Source organism: Streptomyces sp. NPDC041205 (genome assembly GCF_055591765.1).
On record NZ_JBVIZH010000008.1, the window covers coordinates 252041 to 268399 of the forward strand.

General features: G+C 72.6%; 12 protein-coding genes and 2 pseudogenes. 4 read left to right on the forward strand and 10 right to left on the reverse strand.

Annotation, left to right across the window (positions count from 1 at the left end; translation table 11 throughout):
* Positions 1–187: 187 nt before the first annotated feature.
* On the forward strand, positions 188–925 hold the full coding sequence (locus ACZ6BG_RS30860; protein ID WP_469007518.1) for a polysaccharide deacetylase family protein: 738 nt from the start codon (positions 188–190) through the stop codon (positions 923–925).
* A 402-nt stretch (positions 926–1327) separates the two neighbouring features.
* On the opposite strand, the gene ACZ6BG_RS30865 is transcribed toward ACZ6BG_RS30860, so the two are convergent.
* From ACZ6BG_RS30865 to ACZ6BG_RS30895, 7 genes and pseudogenes are all read right to left on the reverse strand, one after another.
* Complete coding sequence (locus ACZ6BG_RS30865) at positions 1328–1696, reverse strand: hypothetical protein (protein WP_469007519.1); 369 nt, start codon at positions 1694–1696, stop codon at positions 1328–1330.
* Between the two features lie 107 nt (positions 1697–1803).
* A complete protein-coding gene (locus ACZ6BG_RS30870; protein ID WP_469007520.1) occupies positions 1804–3003 on the reverse strand; it encodes an LCP family protein in 1200 nt (399 codons plus the stop codon).
* Entirely contained in the window at positions 3000–5102 is a 2103-nt protein-coding gene (locus ACZ6BG_RS30875; protein WP_469007521.1) for a bifunctional polysaccharide deacetylase/glycosyltransferase family 2 protein, read from the reverse strand. The genes ACZ6BG_RS30870 and ACZ6BG_RS30875 overlap by 4 nt, the downstream gene beginning before the upstream one ends.
* Positions 5099–5461, reverse strand: coding sequence for a hypothetical protein (locus tag ACZ6BG_RS30880; RefSeq protein ID WP_469007522.1), 363 nt, complete (start codon positions 5459–5461; stop codon positions 5099–5101). The genes ACZ6BG_RS30875 and ACZ6BG_RS30880 overlap by 4 nt, the downstream gene beginning before the upstream one ends.
* 433 nt (positions 5462–5894) lie before the next feature.
* Positions 5895–6785 carry an NAD(P)-dependent oxidoreductase gene (locus tag ACZ6BG_RS30885; RefSeq protein WP_469007523.1) on the reverse strand — a complete coding sequence of 297 codons (891 nt, stop codon included), beginning with the start codon at positions 6783–6785 and terminating at the stop codon, positions 5895–5897.
* Between the two features lie 201 nt (positions 6786–6986).
* Positions 6987–7163: pseudogene (locus tag ACZ6BG_RS30890) on the reverse strand (helix-turn-helix domain-containing protein); the annotation flags it as partial.
* A 104-nt stretch (positions 7164–7267) separates the two neighbouring features.
* Positions 7268–8887, reverse strand: a complete 1620-nt coding sequence (locus ACZ6BG_RS30895; RefSeq protein WP_469007524.1) for a class I adenylate-forming enzyme family protein — start codon at positions 8885–8887, stop codon at positions 7268–7270.
* A gap of 230 nt (positions 8888–9117) precedes the next feature.
* Between ACZ6BG_RS30895 and ACZ6BG_RS30900 the strand changes: the two genes are divergently transcribed.
* From ACZ6BG_RS30900 to ACZ6BG_RS30910, 3 genes and pseudogenes are all read left to right on the forward strand, one after another.
* Complete coding sequence (locus ACZ6BG_RS30900; protein WP_469007525.1) at positions 9118–9717, forward strand: DinB family protein; 600 nt, start codon at positions 9118–9120, stop codon at positions 9715–9717.
* A gap of 107 nt (positions 9718–9824) precedes the next feature.
* Entirely contained in the window at positions 9825–10922 is a 1098-nt protein-coding gene (locus tag ACZ6BG_RS30905; protein WP_469007690.1) for a MerR family transcriptional regulator, read from the forward strand.
* Positions 10919–11221, forward strand: a pseudogene (locus ACZ6BG_RS30910) (ricin-type beta-trefoil lectin domain protein); the annotation flags it as partial. The gene ACZ6BG_RS30905 and the pseudogene ACZ6BG_RS30910, both read left to right, overlap by 4 nt.
* 87 nt (positions 11222–11308) lie before the next feature.
* Here the strand turns inward: ACZ6BG_RS30910 and ACZ6BG_RS30915 are convergent.
* From ACZ6BG_RS30915 to ACZ6BG_RS30925, 3 genes are all read right to left on the reverse strand, one after another.
* Complete coding sequence (locus ACZ6BG_RS30915; protein ID WP_469007526.1) at positions 11309–14266, reverse strand: AfsR/SARP family transcriptional regulator; 2958 nt, start codon at positions 14264–14266, stop codon at positions 11309–11311.
* A 194-nt stretch (positions 14267–14460) separates the two neighbouring features.
* Positions 14461–15273, reverse strand: coding sequence for an AfsR/SARP family transcriptional regulator (locus ACZ6BG_RS30920; RefSeq protein WP_469007527.1), 813 nt, complete (start codon positions 15271–15273; stop codon positions 14461–14463).
* Positions 15274–15352: 79 nt separating this feature from the next.
* The gene (locus ACZ6BG_RS30925) at positions 15353–15988 is read right to left on the reverse strand and encodes a LuxR C-terminal-related transcriptional regulator (protein WP_469007528.1); all 636 of its coding nucleotides are present in this window, start codon (positions 15986–15988) and stop codon (positions 15353–15355) included.
* Positions 15989–16359 lie beyond the last annotated feature (371 nt).

The following is a 16359-nucleotide window of genomic DNA, read 5'->3' on the forward strand; positions in this document are numbered from 1 at the left end:
GGCGCAAGCACCCAGTGGTATCGCACACATACCCAACTCTCCGACGGTGGAGCCGCGTTGAGGCGTCCTGGTGGCGGGACACCGGGACGTCCACGACGCCGCCCTCTCCGGGGCACTGCCGGGACCACCCGGTTGCGCGGCATGGCCTGCGGGAGCGACGGAGCCCGCTCCCGCAGACTCGCGAGCCATGGACTCAACACGACGGGCCGTCCTGGCAGGCCTTTTGACGACCGCAGGCCTCGTGCCCCTTGCGGCAGGACGGGCCACGGCGGCACGCCCGCGCCCGCCCGCCGCACTGCTTGGCAGGGAGATCCGCCGACTGCCCACGGCACGCCAGGCGGTGGCGCTGACCTTCAACGCGGCGTGGGACGAGAGCGGCGTCGACGTCGTCCTGGCCGAGCTGCGGCGCCGGCATCTGGCGGCGACGTTCTTCCCGACCGGGAGGTACGCCGAGACCCACCCCTCGGCGGTGCGGGCCATGGGCGCCGAGCACGGCCTCGGCAACCACTCCTACAGCCACCCGTACTTCGACGGCCTGAGCACCGCCGAACGCGAGCGGGAGGTGCGCCGCGCCGACGCGGCGATCCGGGCCGCGGCGGGCACCGAGCCTATGCCCTTCTTCCGGTTCCCCTACAGTTCCACCACGACCGCGTCGGTCGCCGACGTCAACGCTCTCGGGTACGCGGCGATCGAGTTCACCGCCGACACCAACGGCTATCTCGGGCCAGGCCGGGGCATGACCGTGGAGCGGGTGGTCGAGCGGGCCGTCGCCGCCCTCGCGCCCGGTGCGATCATCCAGATGCACGTGGGCAGCAGCAGTGGCGGGGTCGTGCTCGACGCCCAGGCGCTGCCCCGGATCCTCGACGCGATCACGGCGGCGGGCTATGGGGTCGTGGACCTGCGGGAGTTCCTGGTGCCGGAGTAGCGCGGCAGTCGCCGAGCGAACGCCGTGGGCCTGATCGGCCCCTAGCCGCCGCGAGCCCCACCCCACCCGCCCGGGCGCCGGGCGGACGCACGCTCGACCACGACGGGATCCCAACCGATCTGCCGCAGCCGTACGGCGGTGGCGATGCCCGAGATCCCGAGCCCGACCACGAGTGCCCGGCCTCCTTCGCGTCGATGCGGCACACGCGAACACGACATGGCAGACCCCTTTCATGTGTCACATTTCATGCGTCACGCTTCATGTGTCGTGGACTTGGTCTCATGGACGCTGCGCTCGGCCAGGCCGGGAACGCTGCCGAGAACGGCCCACAGCGTCAGATCGGAACTGATGGCTCCGCCCTCTTTGCCCGAGCCCTCCGACCCCAGTCGCAGGCGCAGCCCGTCAGCCCCGTCCTCCCCCTGCCCCCGCAGCACTTCCGTCACGGTGTCCTCGAGCACCGAGACCCCCAGCCGTTCGAGCCCGGCGCGTACGCGCCGCCGGGCGCCGGACGAACTCCCCGGAATCCAGGGTCACACCGCCGTCCCCGACCTTCTCCACGGCCGCCGGCCGCGACGCGACGCCGTCCCGCAGCATCCGCGCGAGCGGCGTCGCGGCCTTCCCGGTTCCGGCGACGTGCTGGTGCAGCCGCACCCGCTCGACGAAGTACGCCCGCGGATTGACCACGGTGATCTCCACGTCCGGCACCTTCTTCGCCAGCCGGTTCGCCGCCAGCGTCCCGGCGTACCCGGCGCCTGCCACGACAATCCTCATGAGTACCTCCTGCGTCGAACGGGGCCACAGCGGGCTGATGACCGCGGTCTCATGCAGTACGACGAGGTACCCCCTCGAATCGTGAAGCCGCGCGCCCCCCTGGAAAGTCAGCCAGGCGGGCGGGCCCCGCCCCGCTCGCGCTGCCGGGACGTCTCCCCCGTCTCCGTCACCGGCCGGTCGTGCCGTAGGTCGGCGAAGAGGCGGGCCGACCGCTCGGGGTCCCACTTCAGTACGTTGCCCTTGGGCGTGGGGACGCCGATGCCGGACACGGGGACGTTGATCTGCTTGCCCCGGCCGCCCGCGACGCCCTGCACGGCGCGGAACATCGTGGCGAGGTCGGGCAGGCTCATGTCCTTGTCGACGATGAGGGTGTCGAGCCCGGCCTGGAGGGCGGGACCGATCTCCGTGGGGTCGAAGAGCGTGTCGGGGCGGGCGGCCTGGTGGGCGAGGGTCGACAGGAACTTCTGCTGGTTCTTGGAGCGGCCCAGATCTCCCTCCCGCTCCTGGTGCCGCTGGCGTACGAAGGCGAGTGCCTGCCTGCCGTTCAGGGTCTGGCAGCCCCTGCGCAGGTCGGCGCCCGACTTCTTGTCCTTGATGTCCCGGTCCAGGCACATCCGTACACCTCCGATGGCGTCGACTATGTTCACGAACCCGGCGAAGCCGATCTCCGCGTAGTGGTCGATGCGCAGGCCGGTGTTCTTCTCGACGGTGTGGACCAGGAGTTCGGGGCCGCCGTAGGCGAAGGCGGCGTTCAGCTTGTCGCCCTCGGGGCGCTTCGTCTTGCCGGTGAGGGTGTCGAGGCGGCCGGGCACGGTGACCCAGGAGTCGCGTGGCAGGCTGACCATGCTGGTGCCGTGGGCCCCGGTGTGGAGCAGCATCATCGAGTCGGTGCGCCGCCCGCCGCCCCCGCCCGCGTGCAGGTCCTGCACATCGCCCTCGGAGAGCCCGTCGCGGCTGTCGGAGCCCACGATGAGGTAGTTGGTGCCCTCGCCGGGCGGCGGCCGGTCTCCGTAGGCGCCGAGGTCGACGTCGCGCTGGAGCCGGGTCTCGGCCCACCCGTACGCGCCGCCCGCCGCGACGACCACCACGGCGAGGAGGACGAGCGCCGCCCGCCGCAGCCTCCGGCGTTTCCTCTTCGGCTGCCGGGCGTGGGCGCGCCGGGGGCCGTAGCGGGAGCTGGGGCGGTCGGTGAAGCGCTCGATCGGATCGGGCGCGGCGGAGCCCTCCGGGGAAGCGGAGTCTCCCGGAGAGCCGGGTTCCCCCGCGGGCAGGGTGTGCCCGGCCCGCTGGTCGAGCGGGTCTGTCATGGTCGGCTCCCTTGCAGGCTCCGCCGCGCCTCTTCGGGCGGCGCGTCGAGCAGATACGGGTCGGCGGTCCCGGCGCGCTTCATGCTGTGCCACTTCAGGCGGGTGCCGAGCAGCGCCGTGGTGACGGAGTGGATGACCACCAGGTACATCAACTGCCGGTAGACGAACTGCTGGAGCGGCAGAACCCACAGCACGCGCAGCCGTTCACGGTCGAGCCGCAGCGCGTACGCGGCGGTGACCAACTGGACGGACAGGAACCCGAACCAGACGAGGGCGGCCTCCACGGGGTCGCGGAACAGCGCCCCGAACAGCGCGAACATGTCGACGACCGGCGCGCACAGCGGAAGGACGATCTGGAACAGCGTGACGTAGAGCAGCACCCGACGGCCGAAGCGCCCTGCGGGGCCGACCTCCACGACCGCGCGCCGGTGCTTCCACATCGACTGGAGGGTGCCGTAGCACCAGCGGTAGCGCTGGCGCCACAACTGCCGCAGGGTGCCGGGCACTTCGGTCCAGGCGACCGCCGACTGCTCGTAGACGACACGCCAACCGGCCCGCCAGAGCGCCATCGTGAGGTCGGTGTCCTCGGCGAGGGTCTCGTCGCTGACACCGCCGACGCCCATCAGCGCGTCCCTGCGGAAGGCACCGATCGCCCCCGGCACCGTCGGCATGCACTCCAGGACCTCGAACATGCGCCGGTCGAGGTTGAAGCCGAGTACGTACTCCAGGTGCTGCCACTTGCCCATCAGGCTGCGCCGGTTGCCGACCTTCGTGTTGCCGCTGACCGCGCCGACCGCCGGGTGGGCGAGCGGCTGGACGAGCCGGGCGAGGGCCTCGGGTTCGAAGATGGTGTCCGCGTCGACCATGACGACGATGTCGTACCGGGCGTGCGCCAAGCCGGTGTTGAGGGCGCTGGGCTTGCCGCCGTTGGGCTGGCGGATCACCGTCACGCGCGGGTCGGCGTCGGCGATGGACTCGGCGATGTCGGCGGTGGCGTCGGTGGAGCCGTCGTCGATCACGATGATCTGGAAGTGCGGGTGCGTGGAGGCGAGCAGCGAGTACACGGTGGAGGCGATGCCGGCCTCCTCGTTGTACGCGGGCACGAGCACCGTCACCGGGTCCCGCACCTCGCGAAGGCGTGGCGCGCCGGGCCGGTACCGGTGCAGCCTGCGCACGTGGAGCCGGGCGAACACCGCGAACAGGAGCATCCGCAGGACGCCGAGCGTGCCCGCGAGGGTCAGCGTCCACACCATCACGGTGAGGAAGGCCTGCCCGAGCTTCTTCGCCCAGATCAGGCCCGCGCCCTTGACCTCCTCGGCGACCGGGACCTCGTCGACGAAGGAGGGCCGCCCGAGCCCGCCGCTGATGGTGGTGAACCGCTGCACTCGGCGGTCCTTCAGCAGGTCCTCCGCCTCGCGGTAGCCCAGGTCGGTCTGGCTGTGCTGCGACACAAGGCCCCGCCACGGCTTGCGGTCCTTGTAGTCCGACGCGACCACCAGGTACCCCTGCTCCGCCGCGCGCTTCGCCGCGGGCCACTGGGGGCCGCAGAGCGTGTCCGCGGCCGTGGTGTGCGGCAGCCGCAGCAGGGTGGTGTCGACTCCCGCCGCGCCGGCGAGCGCGGTCTGGGTGAGCGACAGTTCGAGGCGGGCGCGCAGCGGCGACGCGACGCCGAGGTCGCCGCCGCTGTAGGTGTACGAGCCGATCTCGTGCCCCTCGTACAGGATCCGCCGCATCAGCTTCGGGTGGCGGGCCGCGTCCTTGCCGTAGACGAAGAAGGTCGCCCGCGCCTGGTGCCTGCGCAGCAGGTCGAGCAGGCGCGGCGTCCACACCGGGTCGGGCCCGCCGTCGAAGGTGAGCGCGACGGTGCCCGGCGGCATGGAAGCGGTGGTGACGCCCTTGGGGCCGAATCGCAGCAGCGGCTTCCCGTCGTCCGCCTCGCGCGGGATCGGCCGGGTGCACGGCGGCTTGGTGCGCGCGGCGTCGACCTGGTGGGTCGTCCAGCCTTCGAAGAGGAGGGTGACGGCGACCACGAGGAGGACCAGGAGGAGCACGAGCCAGTGTCCGCGCGGCGGGCGGCGGACAGCGGCGCCGCGCCTCACTGCCCCGGGCCTCCGGCCGGGGGCGGGACGGATCTGCCGGTGGACGGGCGGCGGTGGTTGTCGCGGTCCGCGTGGGGGTCGGTTCGCCCGGGTGCGCCGGGGCCCTGTGCCCGCTCGCCGGTGTCCGGACCGGCGGGCACCGAGCCGTCCGTGCTCGGCGGATGCGTGCCGGCGGGCCGCAGCAGCCCGCTCATCAGTGTGCCGACGAACAACAAGTATCCGACGCAGGCGCAGCTCACGACCACCGCGACGCCTTGCAGTGCCCGTCGGCGCCAGCCCGACTCGTCGATGAACACGGGGAGTTGCGGCTCGTCGGCGGCACGGGGATGCCGCGCCACCGGCGCCTCGTGAGGCGCCATCGCCTCGTACGGCACGCGCGGTGTCATGTCGCGGCCCGAGGGCCGCGCCCCGCGCGCAGGGGGTACGGGCGACGATCGTCCGTCGTGCGGTGTGCTGGCTATGTGGGGGATGCCCTGCACTGGTGCTCCTGATCTGCGGCCGCGCACGCGCGACTCTTTGTGTGGGGGGTACGGACCCGGGGGCCCGCAGTACTGCCCGTGAGACGTCGGGAGCCGCATCCCGGTGCCCGGCGCGCACGAGGACCTCCCGTACACGCGCGTGCCTGGGCCCTTCCCGGGTGGGGCCGGGAGGGGCCCGTAGGCGTCTGCCCCCGCAAGGACCGGGAGGCCAGGACGCAGCCGTCAGCCGTCACGCAGCCTCCGACCCTACTCGGGCACCCCGGTGGCTCGGCAACAGGCCGTCAGCCCGCGTGCTCCTCGTCCGCGTCGAGATCTACTTCCTGAAGTACTCGACCAGACGCGCGTAGCTGTCGTTGGCGTGCCCCTGCTCCACCGCCCTGTCCACCAGGCCGAGGGTGTAGCGGGGGAAGCCGGCGTCGATGTTCCGCGCCGCGCTCTCGCGGACCAGGTCCTCGACGGAGGGCCGGTGGTGCTGGAGCGCGCCGAACTCCGTCGCGTACGCACCGCGGTCGACCTCGTCGGCGATCGTCGGCAGGTACCCGAGGAGCGCGGAGACGGACGCGTGGGCGTCGTTCAGGAACCGCTTCACCTCGATGCCCTCGCTGGAGAGCAGAGCGCCCGCGTGCAGGAAGCCGTTGAGGGTGCCCCACATGGTGCCGTGCACGGCCATTCCGTACAGGGTCGGCACACCGGCGTCGTCCGCGACCAGGGTGCCCCGGCCGCCGATCAGCCGGAGCGTCGGCCGGTAGCGCTCGTACACGGCGTCCGAGCCACCGTAGAAGACGACGCTCTCCGCGCCCCCGACGCCCGGAGCGATCGTCATGATCTGCCCGTGGAGGTACTGCGCGCCCTGGCCCGCGACCCACTCGGCCACGGCCCTGGACTCCGCCGACGTCCCGTCCGTCAGGTTGAGCACGGCACGGCCGGACAGCGCGTCCCCCGACGATGCGAGCAGTTCGCGGGCCGTGCTGTTGCCCTTCACGCTGACGACCACGAGCGAACTGGCGGCGACGGCGTCGCGGATGGTCACGGCCCGCTCGGCTCCCTTGGCGACCAAAGCGTCGGCCTTCTCCGGCGTACGGTTCCACACCGTGGTCGCATGTCCGCCGTCCAGGAACGCGCTCGCGAGCGCGAAGCCCATCTCGCCCAACCCGATCACGCTCACGGCCCGCCGGGCGTCACTCTGTGCTGCGGCAGTGCTCATCGACGTCGTCCTCATTCAGTCCGTTGTGGCGCGATCAGTCCAGCGCCACGCTAAGAGTTGAACGGGACTTGAGGTCAACGGAAGCGGCCGGGTGAGGCGATGCCCGGGCCGGGAGTATTCCTGATCCACTCGTCCGAACCTCCCCACTTGTACGTGGGGCGCCCCTTCACACCACTGGTACGGAACGGCTTGCCCTGGTCTCCGGGCCAAGCGTTCCACCAGCGCGAACTCGGCGGGCACCGCGTCCCCGTTGCAGTACCGGTGCAACGTCGAGGCGCTGATGTGGAGCCGCTTGGCCAGCACTCCGAAACTGAGCCCGGACCGCTCCTTCAACTCCCCCAGCAGCGCCGCGAGCGACTCCATGCCCACCTGCCCCATTCAGTCATGTGTTCCAGGGCCGAGACGCTCAGGGGCTCAACAGCAGTTCCGGTGGGGGCTCGTCGGGCTCAGCGGCCGCCGCGTTCAGCGCGACGCACCAGCTCCTACGCCGTGCCCGTCGCCCCGCCCGTCCACGCGGCTCGCAGCGCCTTCTTGTCCACCTTGCCGACCTTGGTCGTCGGCAGTTCGTCGAGGAGGACCGTCTTCCGGGGCGTGTACAACTCCCCCAACTCGGCCGTCACCGCCGCGCCGACCACCTCCGGGACGACATCCGCGCCCGCGGCCGTGGCCAGGAAGATCTGTACGGCCTCCCCGTACTCCTCGTCCGGCACACCCAGCGCCGCCGCGTTGCGTACGCCGGGCAGCGTGAGCAGGAAGTCCTCCAGAACCCTGGAGTAGACGTTGTCGCTGGTGCTGCCGGTGACGATGATGTCCTTGGCCCGGTCGACGAGATAGAGGTAGCCCTCGGCGTCGAGGTAGCCGATGTCCCCGGTGCGCAGCCAGCCGTCGTGCAGCGCGGCCGCCGTGCGCTCCGGGTCCTCGTAGTAGCCGAGCATCACCGTCTCGCCCTTGACGCACACCTCGCCGACCTGCCTGACGGGCAGTGCCGCCGCGCTGTCCTCGGCGCGGATCTCGATCGCGGTGCCGGATATCGCACGGCCGCAGCTGCGCCAGAGCTCGGGCCGCCGGGCTCCCTCCGAGGCGAGCTCCTCCGCGCCGAACGAGGCGATACCGAGCGCCTCGGACTGCCCGTAGCCCTGGCTGAGCACCGGCCCGAAGACCTCGACCGCCTGCCGGAGCCGACTGGGCGACGAGGCCGCGCCGCCGACGACGATCCGCCGCAGCGCAGGGAGGACGCCCGGCACGCACTCCGGATGGTCGAGCAGGGCGTACAGCATCGGCGGGACGAACATGGTGGCGGTGATCCGCTCCTCGCGCAGCGCCGTCAGTGCCGCGCCAGGTTCGAATTCCGGCAGCACGACGAGGGCGGACCCCGTCACCAGCGCCTGGATCGAGGTGAGGTGGCCGCTGCCGTGCGTGAGCAGCGTGGCGGTGAGCACCCTGTCCGTGGCCGCGTTCATGGCCGGGAAGAACGCGGTGCCCTGCGGGTCGTCGTCCACCAGACCCAGCAGCGTGTCGTAGAGCCGGTGACTGTGGGCGGCGAGCTTGGGGCGGCCCAGGGTGCCGCCGGTGTAGAGGACGGTGACGGCCTCGTCCGGCCGGGGGGCGGGCACGCCATCGGGGCGCGTCGTGGGGCAGTCGGCCGCCAGGGACAGCAGGTCGGCGCACTCCTGCTCACAGGGGCCGAGGCTGAGCAGCGCGGGCGCGTGGACGCTGCGCCCGGCCGCGTCGGCGGCCCGTCGCGAGAAGAGCGGATCGGTGACCACGGCGCGCGCCCCGGACTGCTCGACCAGCGCGGCGAGTTCACCGGGCCCCGGCTCGGGCGGCAGGAACACGACGCGGCAGCCGATGAGATGGACCGCGAGCTGCACCAGGACGGAGTCCACGCGGTTCGCCAGGAACAGCCCCACTCCGTCGCCGGGCCCGAGCCCCTGCCCGCGCAGCGCGTGCCCCAGCCTGAACAGCCGCTGCCGGGCCTCCCCTCTGGTCAGCCGCTGCGTCCCCTGGACGAGCGCCTCGGCGCCCTCGTCCTCGTACCAGTGCTCCAGAACGCGGTCCACGTACGTCCGCGGCGCGGCTGTTTCCTGCGTGTTAACGATCATCAACACATGCAAACACGCCGCTCAGAGGCCTTTGCCTCACAGGGGCTACCTTCGGCCATCATCTGGCGACGCATCATGCTCATGCCGTGCCGGGGATGCGGCGCCCGAAGGTCAGTTGGGCGCCGAGGAAGCGCGCGGAACGCCTCTCATCATGGCGGGGAATCGCTCCCCGCCGTGTGACCCGTACAACTCGGTGCCCGGTGTCAGTGCCAGGTGGAACACTCCCCGGCATGCTGCCATCGGACCCGAAAGCAGACCTTCTCCGTTACCTGCAGGACGCCCGCGAAGCCTTGCTGTGGAAGCTGGACGGACTCTGCGAGTACGACGTCCGCCGCCCGCTCACCCCGACAGGCACCAACTTGTTGGGGCTGGTCAAACACGTCGCGTCGGTGGAACTGGGGTACCTCGGCGACACGTTCGGACGACCGTACTTCGACAAGGCGCGCCCGCCCTGGTGGTACACGGAGAACGCCGAAGACAACGCGGACATGTGGGCCACCGCGGAGGAGTCGCGTGCAGAGATCGTCGGGCTGTACCGACAGGCCTGGGAACACTCCGACACCACGGTGGAGACGCTCGCGCTGGACGCGGTCGGGCATGTCCCGTGGTGGCACGAGGAACACCGGGAGGTGACGCTGCACCACGTGATCGTCCGCCTGATCGCCGAGACCCATCGGCACGCCGGCCACGCGGATGTCCTGCGCGAACTCATCGACGGCTCCGCCGGGTGGCTGCCGGGCAAGGACAACCTGCCACCGGGTGATGCGGCGTGGTGGGAGGACTACCGGCGCCGGCTGGAGCGGGTGGCACGCGAAGTCGGCGACAGCTGACCCTTCGAGTCGTCCCGCGTGGTCTCTCGAGTCGTCCCGCGCAGGAGGCTCTTGACCCTCACGTGGCGTCAGGCCGCATAGTCGGTGCCGTGGAAGATCACTGGACTGTGGGACGCGTGGCCGACCTGGCCGACGTCAGCGTCCGCACGCTGCATCACTACGACGAGATCGGGCTGGTCCGGCCGTCGGCGCGGACCGGCGCCGGCTACCGGGCCTACTCGGCGCACGACGTGGAGCGACTGCGGGAGGTGCTGGCGTATCGGCGGCTGGGCTTCGGCCTGCGGGAGGTCGCGGAACTGGTCGACGACCCGACCACCGACGCGGTCGCGCACCTGCGCCGACTGCGCGGCCTGCTCCTTGAGCGGCGTGATCGCGCCGACGCCATGGTGACGGCCATCGACAAGGAACTCGACGCACGGGCGAAGGGACTGAAGGTGACGCCGGAGGAGCAACTGGAAATACTCGGTGCACGGCTGTACGACGCGATCGGCGGCGCCTACACCGCGACACGGAGCACCGAGCCGCGGATCGCCGCACAGATCTGGGACGCGCTCGGGGACGCGCGGACGGTGCTGAACGTCGGGGCCGGCACCGGCTCCTACGAGCCCGCCGACCGCGACGTGACCGCGGTGGAGCCATCGGCGGTCATGCGGGGCCAGCGGCCCGCAGGCTCCGCGCCGTGCGTGGCCGCCGCCGCGGAGAGCCTGCCGTTCGAGGACCGGTCCTTCGACGTCGCGATGGCCGTCTCCACCGTTCACCACTGGGGGGACCCGATAGCGGGGCTGCGCGAGATGCGGCGCGTGGCCCGCCGCGTGGTGGTGCTCACGTTCGACACCGACGAGCCCCGCTGGCAGGACCGGTTCTGGCTCACCCGCGACTACCTGCCCGAGTTCGCCGACGTCCTCGCGGACTTCCCCTCGCTCGCCGGGATGGCCGACGCGATCGGCGCCCGCGCCGAGCCGGTGCCCGTCCCGTGGGACTGCGCCGACGGCCTGTTCGAGGCGTACTGGCGCCGCCCTGAGGCGTACCTGGAGGAGCACGTGCGCCGTGCGATGTCGGTCTGGACGAGGGTCGGACCGGAGCCCGAACAGCGGGCGGTACGAAGCCTCCGCGACGACCTGCACTCCGGCCGCTGGGCCGACCGCAACAGCGATCTCGCCGACCTGGAGGCAGCGGATCTGGGCCTGCGCCTGCTCGTCTCATGACCGACCCCAACCAGTTCCGGCAGGTCACCGAGTCCCAGAGATGGACCTACAACGAGCAGCCCCGTGAGGTCGGCGCCACGATGACCGCGTTCGGCAAGTGTCTGGACGTCGCGTCCGGCGGCACCGCCGACCGCACCCCCGTACAACTGTGGGACTGCAACGGCTCGGGCGCCCAGAAGTGGGTCCGTTACCAGGGTGACGTCCTCATCACCCCGCAGTCGGGCAAGTGCCTGGACGTCACCGGCGGGAACCCGGGGGACAGCACCCCGGTGCAGCTCTACACCTGCAACTTCACGGCGCCCCAGGTCTGGAAGCGGGACTCCGGCCAGGGCTGGAAGCCGCTCGCCCCGGCCGAGGGCTCGGGCTTTGTTGTCGACCGCCGTGCGTCAGAGCTCCCTGAGGTGCCGCGCGATGTCGTCCGCGTCGGGCAGGCCGAGCTCGCGGAAGACGCTCTGCGCACGGCGGTAGTGCTCCTCGGCCCGGTCGGTGTCGCCCTGGGCCCGGTGGGCGTGGCCGAGTTGCGCGAGAGCGCGGGCGAGGATGCCCGCGTCGCCGCGCGCCTCGGCGATGTCCCGTGCCCGTGCCGCGTGTTCGGCGGCCTCAACGGGCCGTCCCGAGACGTTGTGGGCCTGGGCGATCGCGCCGAGCAGGAGGCCCTCGCGGAAGCGGGAGCCCGTCTCACGCCACAGGCGCAGACTCTCGTGCAGGCTGTCGAAGGCCTCGGACGTCCGCCCGGTCCGCAGGCAGACCTGGCCGAGGTTGTGCAGCGCGTTGGCCTGACCCGCGACGTCCCCGGTCGCCCGGGTGACGGCGACGGCCTCGCGGCAGTGCGCAAGGCCGTCCTCGGCCCGGCCGGTGGCCAGCAGGGCCAGGCCGAGGAAGCCCAGCGCGTACGCCTCGATGCCGCGGCTGGCCAGGGCCCTGCAGTGGGTCAGGGCCTCGCTCAGCAGGGCGTGCGCGGTGGTGAAGTCGCGCAGGGCGAGGGCGCCCCCGCCCCGTGTGATCAGTACGTGGGCGAGCAGCGTCCGGTCCCCGGCCTCCCGGCACAGTTCGATGGCCCGGTCCAGGGAGGGGGCGCCGAGCCGCATGGCGAAGCGGTGCTGCACGGAGCTGCCCAGCATGTACAGGGCGCGTGCTTCCGCGGTGCGGTGGCCCGCGGCGCGCGCGGCCTCGGCCAGGGTCCGGGCGGCGCGTTCGATGCCGTAGGGCTGTGCGCCGAGGCGACCGAGCGGGTCCGCGGCCAGGAGCAGGTCCGCGCAGACGGTCAGCGACAGGGAGGCGTCACCCGCCGCCTGCTCGATGAGCCCCAGGAGCGACGTCTGCTCGTCGAGCAGCCAGGCGGCGGCCTCCTGCGGGCCGGTGAAGTCCAGGCCCTCCGAGCGCAGCGGGGCCACGTGCCCGGGGAACACGTCGTCGGGCAGCGACGCCCGGTGGGCCCCGAGTGCGGTGGCGAGGCGGAACTCAAGGAGGCGGGTGAGTGCGGCGGTTCGCTCGCGGTCCGGCACTTCGGCGCATGCGGTCTGACGGGCGAAGAGCCGGAGCAGGTCGTGGTAGCGGTAGCGGCCGGGGGCGACCGACTCAAGGAGGCTCAGGTCGACCAACGACTCGCACAGCTCCTCCGCCTCCCGCTCCGGCCGGGCGAGCAGCGCCGCGGCGACCGGCACGCTCAGTTCGGGCATCTCGGGCAGGGACAGGAGCCGGAAGGCGCGGACGTGCTCGGCGTCAAGGAGTTCCATCCCGAGCCGGAAGGTCGTCTCCACGGCGGTGTCCTCCGCCCTGAACGCGCTGAGGCGGCGCCGCTCGTCCGCGAGGAGCGCGGCGGTCTCCGCGAGCGTCTGGTCCGGCCGGGCGACAAGGCGGGAGGCCACGATGCGGATGGCGAGCGGCAGATGACCGCAGGCGTCGAGCACCTCGGCGGCGGCCTCCGGTTCGGCGGACACGCTCTGTTCGCCGACGATCCGGGCCAGCAGTTCCAGGGCCTCCGCCCGTGCCATGGGCCGCAGGTCCACCAGGGTGGCCCCGGTCAGGCCGACGAGCCGGGAGCGGCTGGTGAGCAGCACCGCGCTGCCTGGCGCGCCGGGCAGCAGGTCGCGCACCTGGGCCGGGGCGCGGGCGTTGTCAAGGACGACGAGCACCCGGCGGGTGGCGAGCATGGAGCGGTAGAGGGCGGCCCGCTCCTCGGGAAGCGTCGGTAGGTGACCGGCGCGGACGCCGAGTACGCACAGGAAGCGGCCAAGGACCTCCATGGGCTCCGCGGGACGGGGGTCGGTTCCCCTCAGGTCCGCGTAGAGCTGCCCGTCCGGGAAGCGGTGGCGCATCCGCCGGGCCACGTGGACGGCCAAGGCGGTCTTGCCGATGCCGCCCATCCCGCTGATGGAGCTGACGGCGACGATCCCGCCCTTGTCCAGGGTGGCGCACAGCCGGTCGGCCTCGTCGCCCCGGCCCGTGAAGTCAGCGGTGTCCTGCGGCAGTTGAGCCGCACCGTAGGACCGGTCCGGAGCCCGGAGCCCGGCCGCGTCGCCCGCCCGCCGGCCGGGTCCCGCGGTGAGGATCTGGTGCTGGAGCCGTTCCAGGCCGGGACCCGGGCGGATGCCCAGCTCCTCGGCGAGCGCGCGGCGGACGTGCGCGTGGACGTCGAGTGCGTCCGCCTGCCGCCCGGCGTGGTGCAGCGCTGTCATCAACAGCTCGTGGATCCGCTCGCGCCACGGGTGTTCGGCGGCGAGGACGCGCAGCGGGCCGAGCGCGTTGTCGTGCCCGCCGAGCGCGATCTCCGCCTCCCAGCGGGCCTCGACTGCCGACAGGAGGAGTTCCTCGAGGCGGGAGCGCTGGGCCTCGGCGTACGGGCCGGGCACGCCGGCGAGCGGCGTGCCGCGCCACAGGTCCAGCGCGGAGACGAGCAGTGACCGCGCCTGTTCGGGCCGGTCGGCGGCCCGGGCCCGCCGTGCCTCGGCCGTACGGAGCTCGAAGACCGTCAGGTCGACGTCCTCCGGGGCGACGCACAAGGTGTAGCCGTCGCCCGCCGTCAGCAGCGTGCGTGCGGTGGCGCGGGGTGCCCGGCCGGGCTCAAGGAGTCGACGCAGGGTGAAGACATGGGTGCGCAACGACCCCAGCGCGCCGAGCGGGGCCTCGTCACCCCAGACCGCGGCGATCAGTTCCCGGGCGGACACGGGGGTACGCGCCCGCAGCAGCAGGGCCGCGAGCACCGCCTGCGACTGGGGCGCGCCGACGGGCACCTCGGCCGACCCGTCGTGCAGGCGAAGGGGACCGAGAACGGTGAAGCGGCAGGCGGTGGTTCGCCGGGATTCGCCGCCGGAGGAGTGGCCGGGCGAGGCAGTGGAGGGCATGGGATGTCTCCGAATGACGTGAGGACCAGGTGGCGTGAGGGCGAGGCGGCGTGAGGACCAGGCGCGTGCGGGCCTTTTGACGAGAGGCCTTTTGACGAGAGGCCCTTTGACGAGAGGCCACGGGAGGGAGGACCGCCCGTGTCACCGGTTTTGGCGTGACAGGTTCGGCACGCGAGGAGAGCAGGCCGCTCTCGTCAGGCGATCGGTGCCGGTTCGGCCCGGTCCCGGCGCCCGGGCCCGGCGCCGAGCAGGGCGAGGAGGTCGTCGGCCTCCGGCATGCCCGGACGGGCGCAGATCTCATACGCGGTGCGCAGGTGCGCCCGGGCGCCGTCATGGTCCCCGAGTCCGTCGAGGGCGGAGCCGAGCACGGCAAGGGCGTGGGCGGGGCCCCAGTCGTTCCTGGCCTCCCCCAGCATCGCGGCCGCGGTGCGGGTCAGCGGCGCGGCCTGCTCGGCGCGGCCGGTGGCGAGCCGGTTCTCCGCGAGCCGGAAGAGGGTGAGCCCTTCCCACAGTCGGTTGCGGCGGTCACCGAAGAGGGCCGACGCCTCGGTGAGGCGGGCGCGGGCCTCGTCATGGACGGCGAGCGCTTCGGCGGGCCGGGTCCGGCCCGCCGGGGCGACGTGGTTCTCGAACCGGGCGAGGTCCACGGCCTCGCGCGGCACACGCAGCGCGTAACCGCCGGGGACGGACACCAGGACCCGGGGGGACTCGCCCGCGGCCCGCTCCGGCTCGAGCAGCTTGCGCAGCCGCGAGGTGTACGTCCGCAGGGTCCCCACCGGGGGTGGCGGGTTCACGCCCCACAGCGCCTCCACGACGTCGGCCACCGAGGCGGCCCGCTCCTTACGCAGCAGCACCGCGAGGAACGCCTGCTGCTGCGGGGAGCCGAGCTCCAGCTCCCTGTCGCCACGCCACGCGCGCAGCCGACCGAGCAGCGCGAACCGCAGCCCGGTGTCCCCGATGTCCTCGGTGAACATCTTCCGCCCCACCCCGTTGATGCCTTCAAGCACGCAAGCGGTACGGCGGGCCCGACCCCGTCTTTCCCCCGGGCGCTCGGCACGTCGCCCCCAGCGTGCGCTGCGCTGGATCCTACCTGCGGGCACCCCCGTCTCTGAGGTCGCAGCGCTGCCATCGGGGCATGACTCCGTCTCGGGGAGGGCTGCCTTCGCCCAAGCCGGCACCGCGGCCCGCGGCATCGGCGGCGGCCCGGTCATGGACCTGCAGCTTCGCGGTGATGGCGGACACGTGGTTGCGGACCGTCTTCTCGGACAGGACGAGTCGACGGGCGATCTCGCGGTTCCCGTGGCCGACGGCGACCAGAGCGAGAACGTCCCTTTCACGACTGGTGAGCTCGGGGACGGCTTGGGCGGCGTACTGCTGTTGCGCATCGGTGAAGAAGTTGACGATCCTGTGGGCGACGGCGGCGCCGTACAGCGCTTCCCCGGTTGCGACGGCCAGGATCGCGCGGATGATTTCGGCTCGGTCGGCGCCCTTGAGCAGGTGTCCGAGGGCGCCGGCGCGCGCGGCGCCGAACAGCGCCTCATCGTCTTCGTGCATGGTCAGCCCGATGCCCGTGGCTGCCGCGCCGATGCCGGTGCCGTCATCGCTGACGACGATCCGCAGTGAGTCGTCGTCGGTTGCGAGGGTGACGAGGGCGTGGCGGGCGTGCGCGTGCCGGGCCGTGTTGGTCAGCGCTTCCGTGCTGCGGCAGGAGGCGGTCTCCACGTCCGGCGGCAGGGTGCCTGACGGCAGTCACTGTCCGGTCGCTCGGGTGGCCGTCGTACCGCCGTCGCCCTGGTCGAGGACGACGCGGAGGTGGCGGGCGCGCCAGAGGCAGCCGCGCGGACGGCAGCTGGAGGGTGAGCAGGGCGAAGCCCGCCGTGACGAACGCGTCGTCGACCGGCACGGTGGCTCCGTCCCGCCACGCGGAGAGGCCGCCCCACAGCAGCAGAACGAAGCAGGTAGGCGCCACCGTCGACGAGCGGGACGCGCCACCACGGCATAGGAGCGGTGAAGCGGCGCGTCAGGGTGAGAGTGAGCGTGGTCACGGCCAGGAACACGTAGGTCAGGGGGTTCCCCGGCCAGAGCGACACCCA